Genomic DNA, 13,674 nt, shown 5'->3' with positions numbered 1-13,674 from the left:
GGAATTGGGGGTGATTAGAATGCTGGATTTATTGAAGAAGATTTTTTATTTTGGAGTGGGCATAGCCTGGTTGACCAAGGAGAAAGCGGAAGAGATGGTGAAGAAGTTAAGCGAAACGGGAGAAGTGAAGGGAGAAGAAGCCAAGAAGTTAGTTTCTGAGCTGGCGAAAAAGGCTGAAAAAGAGAGGCAGGAACTAAAAAAGAGCATCCGCAAGGAGGTTCATAAGGTACTCGCCGATCTGGGTTTGGCTTCCAAAGAGGATATCCAAAGACTTGAAGAGAGAATCAAGAAGATGGAAGCTAAGGTGGAAAAGTCCTAGGTTTCGCTGGAAAAGATTTGAGGAGTCCAGTACAGATTTCCCTCACGGTGGCGTGGGAAAAACCTCTGCGCAGTAGAAACTGGCTTAAACGTCGATAAGCGACGACGGAATCCAAACCATAATAGCGGGGCAATCTTCTTTGGGCTAAGCTTGAGGCCCTTTTTACCTCATCCTCCTTGTAGAGTTCGTTCAATTCCTCTTCGATTAATTCAGCACATATTCCCCTTGAGATAAGCTCAGTTTGGATCCTTTTTTTGCCGTAATTTTTATTGTGGATTCTATCGTTTATTAAATTCTTGGTGAAGGTAATATCATCCAAAAACCCAAGATCTTTTAATTTCGCGACTACAAAATCGATGGTTTCTTGCCCATAACCCTTCCTAAGAAGGCGATCCTTTATCTCGTAAGTGCTCCTTGCCCTGTATTCAAGTAGTTTCAGAGCATAGTTTAAAGCTTTAGTTCCATCCCCCTGACGCATGATCTCTCTAATTTCCCTTGTCCTTTTCGGTCTTTCTTTCAACGAGACCTAATTTTTCCCTGATCTGTTTCTCTATTTGTGAAGCAATTTCAGGATGCTCTCGTAGATATTGCTTTGCCCCTTCTCTCCCTTGTCCCAAGCGCTCTCCATTGTAGGTATACCAGGCCCCACTCTTCAAGACGATGCCACTCTCGGTCCCTAAATCTAAAATGCTTCCCTCGTGAGAAATACCTTTTCCATAAAGGATGTCGAATTCCGCCTGCTTGAATGGGGGTGCGAGTTTATTCTTGACGACTTTGACCTTGACCCTGTTGCCCATAACCTCCGTGCCCTGTTTTATGGAATCGATCCTGCGGATATCGATCCTCACCGAGGAATAAAATTTGAGAGCTCGCCCCCCGGGCGTTACCTCGGGGTTGCCGAAGAGTACCCCTATCTTTTCCCTTAATTGGTTAATGAAAATGGCTGTGGTGTGGGATTTACTTATGGACCCTGCGAGTTTTCGAAGAGCCTGGGACATCAACCGAGCTTGGAGACCAACGTAGGCATCGCCCATCTCACCCTCAATTTCAGCTCGAGGGACGAGGGCGGCCACGGAGTCCACAACCACTATATCTAAAGCTCCGCTTCGAACGAGCATTTCTGCGATTTCCAGAGCTTGTTCCCCCGTATCTGGTTGGGAGATGAAAAGGTTATCGATGTCCACCCCTAAATTTTGAGCGTAGGTTGGATCTAGGGCGTGTTCGGCATCGATGAAGGCAGCCAATCCACCTTTTTTCTGAGCCTCGGCTATGATTTGCAAACCCAAGGTGGTCTTGCCAGAAGCCTCCGGTCCGAATATTTCCACTATCCTCCCCCTAGGGATACCTCCAATTCCCAGTGCGATATCCAGGGCAAGGGCACCCGTGGGGATTACATCCACGTCCATTCGAGCCGGATGCTCTCCCAATCTCATTATTGAACCCTTACCATATTTCCTTTCGATCTGTTCTCTGGTGATACCCAAAACCTTTTCTCGATCCAATTTTTGCCCTCCTTCACAATTGTAATTCAGTCAACTGATCTTCGGTCGAATCATCCATTCATTTACCCTTCAGTTAAGAGTCAAGATTTTCTAACCAAGCCAGCTTAACTTTCGATTCCTGACTGATATTTTAAACGAACATTTGTTCGTAATCAACCCTTTAAGGGGATTTTTGCAATTTCACTGTATATGGGTCCACTGGGAGTGAGCCGGCTTTGGAAGAGGGTTATGCTCTTTACTTGTATAAATGGAGTGGAAAACTCCTCTGTTTCAATGCTCGCTATACCTAAGCGCATGTCCTGAGGTCTTCTTAGCCTAGCCAAAGTGACGTGGGCATGGAATGCCCTTTCCTCTTTTTTAAATCCCAAAGGTTTTAAGGCTTCCTCCACAAATTGCTGTAGCTTGATCAGATCTTCTTCCCCTTCTTTTATCCCAATCCAAAAGACCCTGGCTCTTTTATTGGATGGGAAGCAGCCCAGCCCATTTAACTTAAATGCAAAGGGCTTCGCATTTTTTACACACGAGGCAACGCTTTCGATGATCGTAGACACTTTTTCCTCGGAACAGTTGCCCAGAAATTTTAAGGTAAGATGGAGATTTTGAGGTTCGACCCATTTCGCGTCCTTCACCTTTTTCATCTCATTTTTAACCGACGATAGTTTGCGTTGTAAATCTGGAGGGAGCTCAACGGCAATGAATAATCTAAGCATCGCTATGATACCTCACCTTCTTCGAATCTCTCTAAGAGAAAGAGCCGAAGCAAATTCAGAGCTTGTTGTGAAGCCTTGAATTTAATTACCTCTCTTGAGCCAGTAAATATGAATCTTTTACAAAAGCGAGTTGTTTTTGTGGACAAGGCTATAAAGGTCAGACCAACGGGCTTTTCAGGAGTACCTCCTGTGGGACCAGCAATTCCTGTGATTCCCAATCCAATGTTAGCTTCTGCAATCAAACGAGCACCATCCGCCATTGCCTGCGCAGTGAATGAACTCACCGTACCGTGTTCCAGGAGAACCTGGCTTGGGACTCTTATTAACTCTCTTTTCATTTCGGTGCTATAAGGTATTATTCCTGCCCAAAAGTAATCGGAACTCCCTGGAATGTTGGTGAATCGATCGGAAAGTAACCCTCCGGTACAGGACTCGGCGACGGCCAACTTGAGCTCATGTTTCCGCAAAAGTTTGCCCACGACTTTTTCCAAGGTATCTTCATCGAAACCATAAACCAATTTCCCAAGTCGATGGGTTATTTCATCTTTGACATTGGAGATCAATTCTTCCACGGCTCTTATATCTCCCTCAGCCATGAGCAAGATGTGAACTTCTTCGAGATGGACTAATATCCTGATGTTTAAATTTTCATACCTGGCAATGATATCTTCTAACCTCTCTTGCAACGACGCTTCGCTAATACCACAGGTCTTTATGACCTTAATAAGGATCGCCTTTTCACGAACCCTTTTTCTTAGGAGTGGGATGACCTTGTCCTTCAACATGACTTTCATTTCATCGAGCACGCCGGGCAAAGCGAAGATGATCTTATCTTCAATTTCCAGAACGATCCCGGGTGCCGTTCCCAGAGTTGGATTTATGGGAATGGCTCCCTCTGGAAGATATGCCTGACGCAGAATAAACTCGGGCATGGGTTTATGGTGTGGGAATCTTTCCTTTAAGATTTCGGCGAGCTTGGGATCGAATACGAGCTCTCTTTTTGCGGCCTTCGATAGAGCCTCTCGAGTAACATCATCAAATGTGGGCCCTAACCCGCCGGTTATGATGAGAGCATCGGAATGTTGAAGTCCGTCCAGGATGGCATGGGCGATTTCGTCCACATCATCGGGAACCACCTGATGTTGTTGAGAAGAAACCCCGTTCTCTGCAAGGAATCGAGCGATGTAAGGTGAGTTAATATCGGTAGTCAGTCCAAGAACGAGTTCCGTTCCCACGGCGATGATTCTGCAATCCATTTGCCTTACTTCCCAAGAGGTGAATTTGATAGAAACGAAATTTCTAAGATACCCTTGGCTTTTATGAAATACTCCATTCCTGAGATGATGGTGAAAACAACGGCGATGGCCATAAGTACCCACCCCAGAGACTTGCCGGCTATAAAGATCGGGAGGTTGAGAATGATTGCGATGACGGCGATGATTTGAGAAAGAGTTTTTAATTTCCCCAGCGAACTCGGGGCTATGATTTTATTTTCGGCTACAGCCATGAGCCTGAGGCCCGAGACGGCAAATTCCCGAGCGATGATCACCAATGCTATCCAGGCTGATAATCGCGCTAACTCCACCAGGGCGATTAAAGCCGCGGAGATTAAAAGTTTGTCGGCGAGGGGATCCAGAATTTGCCCGAAGACGGTGACTCTCTTCTGAAAGCGAGCTACGTAACCATCCACCGTATCGCTGAAGGCAGCGATGGTAAAGATAACCGCAGCAATATAGGATCCGAAGGGTTGTATCCTTTGAGAGAGGAGGAAGATCATGAAGAGGGGGATGAGTAATATCCTTGTAACGGTGATTTTATTCGCCAGATTCATCTTATCCTCGGTTGTGAATTTTTTATGGCTTACATTATACCTTTTCTCAAGTTCCCATCAAGCTCCTTACAGCTCAAAAATCTTTGCCCGCATCGTCTCCAAATCTACGATACCCACGGTGGATTTACCCGTAAGCCATCCACCGCATTCTCCTGGGTTGACCACCAAAGGCTCCCCCTCTCGCACATCGACCTTATGGGTATGACCATAGATGATTACATCGTATTTTCCCCCAGCCATCAGACTGGGCAAGAATTTTGGTTGATGCATCAAGACGATTCTTTTGCCGCTTAATTCAATCTCGTGATAGTCCTCATATATCTCTCCTATACCTTCAAATTTTTCTTGAAGGAGTAATTTATCTCCATCGTTGTTGCCAAAAACTCCTATGAGTTTTGGTCTCAAATTTTTAAATTCCCTGGGAGTTATGGGTGAAATAAAGTCTCCAGCGTGAAGCACGATATCCACCTTACTTCCATTGAATAAGTCGACTGCCTTGGCGATCATGGGCATATTTTCATGGCTATCGGCCATAACGCCTATCCTCATCACAATACCTCCTTATCTTTTAAATGGACTTTAGTTCGGCAACTTTCCTAGATAACTGTTTTATCTCCATAAATACTGCATCTGCAATCATTTTTCACTTTGAATTTTTCATTTAAAGGTGAACTTTAGCTGTGCAACTTCAATTTTGCAAAGTACAATTAAATGGAAAAGAGGTTCACGATTTAGGAATTTGATGGCTCTCCGAGCGGATTTAGTATCGTTGATCTCTTCTTCAAGGAGTCTTTTACTTCCTTCGCTTGGGTTTTTCCTCTTCGTATCCTTTAAGCTTTTCCGCCAGTTCGCGCAGTCTCTTATCCACCGCGTGGTTTACGGTTCCCTTCGGATACATTCCATCCGGACGTCTTGCCCCCGCTTCGAATCCGGTTAGAATCTCGATTCCTTCGTCAACGGTTTTCACCGCATAAATGTGAAATTTACCCTTGCGCACCGCCTCGATGATATCTTCTTGGAGCATGAGGTTTTTGACATTCTGATGAGGGACGATGACCCCTTGATCTCCAGTTAACCCCTTGGCCTTGCAACTATGGAAGAAGCCCTCAATTTTCTCATTTATCCCACCCACGGGTTGAATTTCTCCCCTCTGGTTCACGGAGCCCGTCACGGCAATTCCCTGCTTTAATGGGATACCGGAAAGGCTTGAGAGAATGGCGTAAAGCTCGGCGCTGGAGGCACTGTCTCCTTCGATTTCCTCGTATAATTGCTCAAAACATACGGATGCCGATACCGACAGGGGCTTATCTGTTGCATATCTTTCTCCCAGGTAACCGGTGAGGATCATCACCGCTTTGCTGTGGATGCGGCCACTCATCTCAGCTTCTCTTTCAATATTCACGACCCCAGCCTTCCCCATATAAGTCCTTGCGGTGATCCTCGTGGGCTTCCCGAAAGCATAATCGCCCAGATTGACGAGGGAAATCCCATTCACCTGACCAATGGTTTCTCCAGTGGTGTCTATGAGAATCGTCCCCTCTTCGATGAGTTCCTGAATTTTCTCCTCTATCATCCTCGAGCGGTAAATCTTTTCTCTAATGGCTTTCTCCACATGCTCCGATCTTACATATCCATCACCATCTCTTTCAGCCCAAAAGTTGGCCTCGGCGATGATGTCGACCACGTCCATAAAACGAGTTGACAGTTTCTCCTGGTCTTCCACGAGGCGCGATCCATATTCAACCACCTTGGCAACGGCGGAGCGGTCGAAGTGGTGAAATCCCCACTTGTGACAGTAACGACTTATGAGGGTGGCGTATTTCTCCACATTTTCAGGGGTTCGGTCCATTTCCAAATCGAAATCCGCTTTAACCTTAAAGAGCTTCCTAAAATCCTCATCGAATTGGTAGAGGAGATAATAGAGGAGTGGATGTCCGATCATCACGACCTTTACGTCAATGGGTATGGGTTCGGGTTTGAGAGTCGGAGCTGGGATCAATCTGAATTGTTCCCCAATATTTTCTATAATGGCTTGTCTACTCCTCAAGGTTCTTTTCAGAGCATCCCAGGCCATGAAGCTCGTGAGCACATCCAAAGCTCTGATAACCAGATAGCCACCGTTGGCTCGATGGATGGCTCCCCCACTAATCTTGGTGAAGTCTGTAACCAGTGCCCCACCGAGTTGGACCTGGTATTCAATCCTTCCGAAGAGGTTATAGTATGTGGGACTTGGTTCAAATATAACGGGTGCACCTTTAGTATCCGCATTGTTTATCAATACATTTACCCTGTATCTCTCAAAGGCTGGTTCTCTTGGGAGCAATTCAATGCCGGGAAGGCTAATAACCGGCTTTCTCTCCCCGCCTTTGAAGTCTTCCAAATGCTCTACGATATCTTGTTGGACGGCATCGAGATACTCAATTACCCTTGAATATTCTCTATATCTTTCTTTAAGAGCGTCTAGGAGATGTCCCAAGGCGAAGAGGGCTACTTGCCTGTCGAGCTTTGTCACCTTCTCCCTTGCTTCCTTCTCCAATTCCTTGATCCTTCTTGCCGCTTGATTTAAATCGTCCTTTAATTTTTTACTCTTCTGATCGATTTCTCGGCGCGTTTCTTCACTGAGCTTTTCATATTCCTCTTCCTTCAAGGGTTTTCCATTGAGTACGGGGATGGTCAGAATCCCAGTGGCTGTGAGCTTAACACTAAAACTGAGTTTTTCCGCTTCTTTTTGCATTTCCGAGAGAAGGGCATCTCTCCTTGATTCAAATTCACCTACGATTTCATCCTTGCGCCTCCTATATTCCTCGCTTTCAAAGGCTTTAGATATCTCGGTTTTGCAATCCTCGATTAGCTCATCCATGTCCTTGGCGAAAGTGCGACCCATCCCCGGTGGCAATTCGATGGCCACGGGTTTATGGGGTTCCGCAAAATTATATACGTAACACCAATCGGAGGGTACCCTTTGCTCTTGTGCTATTTTTTGGAGGTAGGATTTGACGGTGAACTCCTTTCCCGTTCCCGCAAGACCGGCTACATAGACGTTGAAACCAGGGCTCCTTATATTGATGCCGAACTCGAGAGCATTAACTGCCCTTTCTTGACCGATCGTCTCCTCAAATGGGGTTATTTCCTCGGTGGTTTGGAAAGGAAATTGATTTGGATCCCAATAACTTCTTAGCTTTTCTGGGGGTAGTTCAAATCGTTTCATTTGTTCTCCTCTCACACTTGTTATTTATCCTCGAAGGTTATTTATCCTCGAAGCATCAAAAATATTCAACTCACCTTATTTTAGCTTTTTAGCGCCATAAAAGTCCACATTAAGTCAAACTTAGCGCTGTTCTCCTTTGAAGCCGGAGAACTTTAATTTTTTTCGGTCTTAACCCTAACTTTGAGAGTACGCATCCTGTTTATGGCTGCTGCTATTTCGTAACCTCTCGGAAGAGCGAACTCACCGGGGTGACCTTTGAAGGCGGATAGAATATCCAGCCCTTTTTCGCTTATGTCTCGTAGGATTACTTGGATTATCTCTTTCAGTGTTCGCCTATCATCGATGTAATTTTGGCTGATATACAGAAGAATTTGCGCAATGGCATCGGTTTGATACCCGTCCACCAACTGCTCCACGCAGCTTAAATCTATACTCCGTCGACCAAAGCGAATGAGATTCTTTCCCTCTCCTTTCACCTTGATTTTTTTGCCAGCTTTGGGTTGGAAGCTGGTCTTCAAAGGGATGCGGGGGGTTACTTCTCCAAAGGAAGTTCCACCCTCACAGATTCGCTGGGCTGCCCAGGTGCGGGCGATCTCTTTGGCCCTTTGGGTTACATCCCTGGGTCTGTACTCGTCCATCATGATCACGGTGTTAGCGACATCGAAGTAGTCTCCAGATCCTCCTATGACGATGATGCTGGAGATCCCCAGGTCATGGTAAAGGAGTCTCGCCTTGTCGATGAATGGGGTGATGGGTTCCTTCTCTTTGGCCACGAGCGACTGCATTCTTTCATCGCGAATCATGAAGTTGGTTGCGGAGGTATCTTCGTCTATGAGAAGAAGACGGGTTCCAGTCTCCAGAGCCTCCATGATGTTTGCAGCTTGACTGGTACTTCCGCTGGCATCATCGGTACAAAAAGCGGAAGTACTTTTTCCCATGGGAAGATTTTGAATGAAGGGGCTGATATTTACCTTTTCGATCCTCCGGCCATCCTCGGCTCTGATCTTTACAGCATCGCCCCTCGTTATCACCAGTTCCCTTCCATCTCCTGGTATATGATTATAGACTCCCTTTTCTATGGCCTTAAGTAAAGTGGTTTTTCCATGGTAACCACCACCTACGATGAGAGTTACCCCCTCTGGTATCCCCATCCCACTCCTCTTCCCTCGATGAGGCAAGGAAATGATGACCCTTAAAGAAGATGGTGAATGGAATGGTACCGCTTCTCTTATGGACATTGGTTTGTCACTTATCCCCGACTCCCTTGGAAGAATGGAGCCATCGGCCACAAAAGCCACTAGCCTTCGATCAGCAAGCTTCTTTCGCAGGAACTCCTGGTCTTCGTAGAGATCCACGTGGTTCTTAAGGGCATCTGGATCGTATCTCGCGAAAAACAGAGAATCCTCAACCACTTTGGGAAGCTCCCCGAAGGACATTTCAAGAGCCTCCTTTCCAAGGATGGTCCTTCCTCGTGCGGGAAGTCCGATTGAAAGCCTGGCCTCAATGTACTCGGTGGTAGCTAGCACGGACGTTCTTTTTAGTACCTCCTGTCCACACTTCTGAATCTCTATAAGTCCGCTTTTGCCCGTTCCTCTATTTCCCTTAACGTGGTGGGAGATTGCCAAGGCTATTCCCCGTGCAATGAAATCTTCAAAGGCTGTTTTTCTGGCTTCATTTTTAAAATATTCTAGTGGAAATTTAGCTAAATCTTGACCTGCACGGATCCTTATCTTCGAGGGAGCAGCGAAGGGATCTCCCTGAACGTGGTCGATGAACAGCTTAAATTTTGGAAAGGAGTAAACCCCCGCAAGGATCCTGTAAGCTTTATAACCCTTTTTATCGATTTGCAAGATCTTTTTCTTTAGATTTTCTTGTGCCATCTCCATTTCAAAAATTGAAGCGATCCCAATGATTACTAAAGCGGGTATTTCCTTTAATCTTAATACTCGCTGAACTTAAAATAAAATACCACATCTTGGCCAAAAACATCGCAATTTCTAAAGCGATACCCGAGTTGACCGATAAATAAATTGAATGGCCTGGGCGAAGAAGAAACATCCGAAATGAAGCGCACAGTCACATATTTTAAGGGTTTTGAGCTTAAGAATGGCCGATCCTACTCTTTTTAAAAAGGAGAGGAAAAGAGCGAGTAAAAACTCGAGGTCAAACCTCCCATGGTAGTCATTGGTGAACGGTGAAGATCCTCTCTGCTATGCCGGGATTCTGTCCCAAAGGTCCAATTGGCACGCCATTTTTTTCAATTTCCACTCCACTGGCGTTGCCGGCTCGAACGAAGATTGAATCTTTGCCCTTCCACTTCATAACCTCGCCTTTTTTGAGTGTCCCCTCATAAACTTTCACTCCGTCCACGACAATCCTAAGCCAGCAACCCTTCTCATCCGTGACCCTTACCTTGATGGTAAGTTCCTTTGGAGGTTGAGGAGAAGGAGGTATTGGAGTTGTAACTTTGCTTTTCTTTGATTTGGTCTTTTCCTCCTTATTTTCCACCTCAACCGTAGGTGGGATTTTTTCTTTACGAGGTAAGGGCTTTCTTTTCAGACTACTCCAACCAAAAAAGCCTATGGTTAGTAAGAATATCAAGACCAAGGTGGTGACAAGGGCAATCCTTTTAGAATGTCTGGTCGGGGGTGGGATGATGGGTGGAGTCTTTGCCTCATATTTTGGCGGTGGCTCCTCATACTCTCGCTTATATTGTTCGATTAGGGGGATGGGGTCGAGTCCCAGACAGGTGGCATAACTTCGAATGAATCCTTTTGTATACACGTTACCCGGCAGGATATCAAATTTGTCATTCTCCATGGCCTCCAGGTATCTGCTTCTAATTTTTGTTGCTCTCTCCATATCCTTGATGGTTTTGCCCTGCTTCCTGCGGGCTTCTGAGATTACCTCACCGATAGAGCCCACGGCTTCCACCCTTTCCGATCCAATAACATTTCAACTTTAAATTATCACAAAGAAATTTTCCTTGGAAGGTTAAGGAGAAAATAGTTAAGTGTTGTAGGGTGTAATGTTTACGCACATGGTAACACTTACATTGTTCGAGACATCCTTCCGAGTGCAAGCTGCTGCGAGCCTACTCGCAGATGCACTCTCCAGGATACCCGTCCCACAAGAATATGAGCTTAATTTTGATATACATTACTGTGAACCGTGGATGGTGAACCATGTAGGAGAGTAACCAATGTCTGCGATTAATACATCTAGGTTGTAGGTTGAGATTGGTTGAGCGACAAGAGTCAAGTTATTGCTCTTTTGCTCTTTTAATCCGCTCGAGTTCTTCAAGGGTTATGAGCACCGCTCTCGGTTTGCTACCTTCATAACCTCCTACAATACCTCTTTCCTCGAGCATATCTATTAATCGAGCGGCTCGGGCATAACCCACGCGGAGGCGCCTTTGGAGCATGGATATGGAAGCTTGACCAGTGGTCACAACGAGCTCCATGGCTTGATCCAGGAGTCCATCTTCGTAATCATATTCCAACTTCGATCTGTGCTCCTCCAGTATCTCTGTTTTATATTCAGGCTTCGCTTGTTTTTTAATAAAGTTGGTAATCATTTCAATCTCCGGCTCAGTTACGAAGGATCCTTGGATTCGCCTGGGCTTGCTTCCCGCGGTGACGAAAAGCATATCTCCCTTGCCCACGAGTTTCTCCGCTCCTCCCATATCCATGATCACCCGGGAGTCCGTCTGGGAGGATACAGCAAAGGCGATCCGCGATGTGATATTGGCTTTTATGAGACCGGTGATTATATCCACCGATGGCCTCTGGGTCGCAATCACCAGGTGAATTCCCACGGCTCTGGCAAGCTGAGCGATGCGGCAGATGGCATCCTCTACCTCTCCGGGAGAGACCATCATCAAATCGGACAGTTCGTCGATGACGATCACTATATAGGGCATTGGCTCCCTATCCGTGTCCTTGACCCTCACGTTGTAACCGTCAATGTTCCTTGCCCCTACTTCGGCTAGAGTTTTGAACCTTTCCTCCATCTCCTCTACAGCCCAGGTTAAAACAGATGCCGCTTGCTTGGAGTGAGTGACCACGGGGGTTATGAGGTGAGGTATGTCCCTAAACGATGTAAGTTCAATGCGTTTTGGATCTATGAGTATCATCTTAACCTCATCGGGCCGAGCTCGCATAAGAAGGGAGGTGAGGAGACTATTTATGCAAACACTTTTGCCTGACCCAGTGGCTCCCGCGATGAGTAGGTGGGGCATTTCGCCGAGGTCTGCCAATACGGGTTGCCCCGCGATATCTTTACCTACCCCTATGGTGAGTATCCCCTTCGCCTCTCTGGCTTCGGGGGTTGAAAGAACATCGCCCAGGGTCACTAGCTCGCGATATTGATTGGGTACCTCGATGCCGATGGCGGATTTTCCAGGAATTGGAGCTAAAATTCTCACGTCGGCTGTGGCTAAAGCCAACGCGATATCATCGGCTAAGCTTAACACGCGGTTAACTTTTACTCCAGTTGCGAGCTGAATCTCAAATCTGGTGACCGTGGGACCCTTGATGACTTTATTTACCGTGGCATCAACATCAAAATTCTGTAAAGTCCTTTCCAAGATGCGGATACTCTCCTTTATGTTCTTTTTCGAAAGAAGACCTCTGGTTGGAGGAGTTCGCTTGAGAAGGGATAGTGGCGGAAGCTGATAGATTTCGGATGAAATGTATCGTTCTTCCGACTTTCTCAACCGGGTAGTTTCTCTCATGAAGGCATCCTGCCTGATTACGATAGGTGTTTCCAACTCTGGCTTATGTATCGTTTTGGGCTCCTCCTTTAACTCCGGCTCTGGGTATACCGTTATCTGTTCTCGTTCCGGGCGAGCTTTCCTTAGCGCTTTTTTAAACGTAAATAATACGAATTTTGAACTCTCAGCGGCTCTTGAAAATAAATCGGATATGGAGATACCAGTGCAGAAGACCGTTCCGATAATCAGGAGAGCGGAGAGCAGGATATAGGCATTTATTGTCCCCACAAGGATTCTTAGAACATAGGAAAGACAGGCACCCGTGAATCCCCCATGGGAAAACAGAAATTTTGGTTCGAATTCCTTTAGAGCTGGTGTACTTAGGTGTGCAAGGGAGACGATGCTTACAAAGCAAAGCGCGAGACCCAATCCTACCCATTCCAAATTAATCCTGGGTCTATGTAGAAGGAAGAGTACGCCCCATATGGCCAGGAATATTGGGATGAGGAACCTTCCCGATCCAACGAGGTATTTCAGAGAAATAACCACGTAGCGACCTATAATTCCCGTGATTCCCGTGGCCGATGTTAAGATGCAAACCATAAGGAGGATGGCGAAAGCGATCAATGAAATTCCATGGATTTCTTCTAGGTGTTTTTTCGAGATTTTCTGGTTTCTCATCGTTTTCTTCCCCTTTGACCAAGCAAATTTATAATTTTTACCGTGACCTGATAAAACCTTTGCATTTATGACCGCACATGCGAAAGAAAATAAAGGATAATGGCGATTATTCCAATGATCCAACAGTACCAGGCAAAGATTCCAAATCTTCGTTCCTCCAGGGTTTTAAGGACGATTTTTATGGCTATATATCCCGAAATTGCTGCCGTCAAACTTCCTAGAAGCATCACCGGTAATTGTGAGGGGACCACCTGAGTGGCTTTAATTAGGTAGAAGATGCTCACCGCTACCACGGCGGGGATGGAAAGCAAGAAGGAAAACCTCGCCGCCAATTTTCTATTTAAACCGCACTTCAAGCCCGTGACGATGGTCGTACCAGAACGAGATATACCGGGGATTATTGCGATCCCCTGAGCAAAACCCACCCATAGGGCATCGAGCACCTTCATCTCCGGAAGCCCTCGATTTTCCCCTCTGGATCGTTGTCCCAACCACAGGATACATCCGGTGACGATGAGCATGCTTGAAACCATTAAGATCGATTTGAATAGGGACTCAAGGATGGGTCTAAAGGCAAATCCGATGATCGCTGTGGGGATCGTGCCCACAATGATCAACACTCCAAATCGAGCGTGGGGATCTTCCCAGGGGTTATCCATCCCTCGCTTTGAGAAGATGTTAAAATAGGCTTTAAGCATTTTAACTATGT

General features: G+C 46.1%; 12 protein-coding genes. 1 reads left to right on the top strand and 11 read right to left on the bottom strand.

Features of this window, described 5'->3' with window-relative positions:
- The coding region (locus tag AB1466_05040) for a phasin family protein (protein MEW6189458.1) at positions 1-319 on the top strand (319 nt) is incomplete at its 5' end.
- Here the strand turns inward: AB1466_05040 and AB1466_05035 are convergent.
- The 11 genes from AB1466_05035 to AB1466_04985 all read right to left on the bottom strand — a co-directional run.
- Positions 300-839, bottom strand: coding sequence for a regulatory protein RecX (locus AB1466_05035; protein MEW6189457.1), 540 nt, complete (start codon positions 837-839; stop codon positions 300-302). The two genes, AB1466_05040 and AB1466_05035, sit on opposite strands and share 20 nt — an antisense overlap.
- Positions 805-1,821, bottom strand: a complete 1,017-nt coding sequence (gene recA / locus AB1466_05030; GenBank protein ID MEW6189456.1) for a recombinase RecA — start codon at positions 1,819-1,821, stop codon at positions 805-807. The genes AB1466_05035 and recA overlap by 35 nt, the downstream gene beginning before the upstream one ends.
- Positions 1,822-1,973: 152 nt before the next feature.
- The gene (thpR, locus tag AB1466_05025; protein MEW6189455.1) at positions 1,974-2,531 is read right to left on the bottom strand and encodes an RNA 2',3'-cyclic phosphodiesterase; all 558 of its coding nucleotides are present in this window, start codon (positions 2,529-2,531) and stop codon (positions 1,974-1,976) included.
- A gap of 2 nt (positions 2,532-2,533) precedes the next feature.
- Positions 2,534-3,787: a competence/damage-inducible protein A gene (locus AB1466_05020; GenBank protein MEW6189454.1), complete on the bottom strand. Its 1,254-nt coding sequence runs from the start codon at positions 3,785-3,787 to the stop codon at positions 2,534-2,536.
- Between the two features lie 5 nt (positions 3,788-3,792).
- Positions 3,793-4,362, bottom strand: a complete 570-nt coding sequence (gene pgsA, locus AB1466_05015; GenBank protein MEW6189453.1) for a CDP-diacylglycerol--glycerol-3-phosphate 3-phosphatidyltransferase — start codon at positions 4,360-4,362, stop codon at positions 3,793-3,795.
- A gap of 66 nt (positions 4,363-4,428) precedes the next feature.
- Entirely contained in the window at positions 4,429-4,911 is a 483-nt protein-coding gene (locus AB1466_05010) for a metallophosphoesterase (protein MEW6189452.1), read from the bottom strand.
- A gap of 244 nt (positions 4,912-5,155) precedes the next feature.
- Complete coding sequence (locus AB1466_05005; GenBank protein MEW6189451.1) at positions 5,156-7,570, bottom strand: ATP-binding protein; 2,415 nt, start codon at positions 7,568-7,570, stop codon at positions 5,156-5,158.
- Between the two features lie 152 nt (positions 7,571-7,722).
- Entirely contained in the window at positions 7,723-9,450 is a 1,728-nt protein-coding gene (locus AB1466_05000) for an ABC-ATPase domain-containing protein (protein ID MEW6189450.1), read from the bottom strand.
- A gap of 301 nt (positions 9,451-9,751) precedes the next feature.
- A complete protein-coding gene (locus AB1466_04995) occupies positions 9,752-10,495 on the bottom strand; it encodes a RodZ domain-containing protein (protein ID MEW6189449.1) in 744 nt (247 codons plus the stop codon).
- 337 nt (positions 10,496-10,832) lie between these two features.
- Entirely contained in the window at positions 10,833-12,965 is a 2,133-nt protein-coding gene (locus tag AB1466_04990) for a DNA translocase FtsK 4TM domain-containing protein (GenBank protein ID MEW6189448.1), read from the bottom strand.
- 65 nt (positions 12,966-13,030) lie between these two features.
- Positions 13,031-13,674 (bottom strand): undecaprenyl-diphosphate phosphatase (locus tag AB1466_04985; GenBank protein ID MEW6189447.1); only part of this gene is annotated, 644 nt, incomplete at its 5' end.

Source organism: Actinomycetota bacterium (genome assembly GCA_040755895.1).
Classification (GTDB): domain Bacteria; phylum Actinomycetota; class Aquicultoria; order Subteraquimicrobiales; family Subteraquimicrobiaceae; genus Subteraquimicrobium.
The sequence above is the reverse complement of the archived record's forward strand: the minus strand, read 5'-3'. Positions and strand labels throughout refer to the sequence as shown.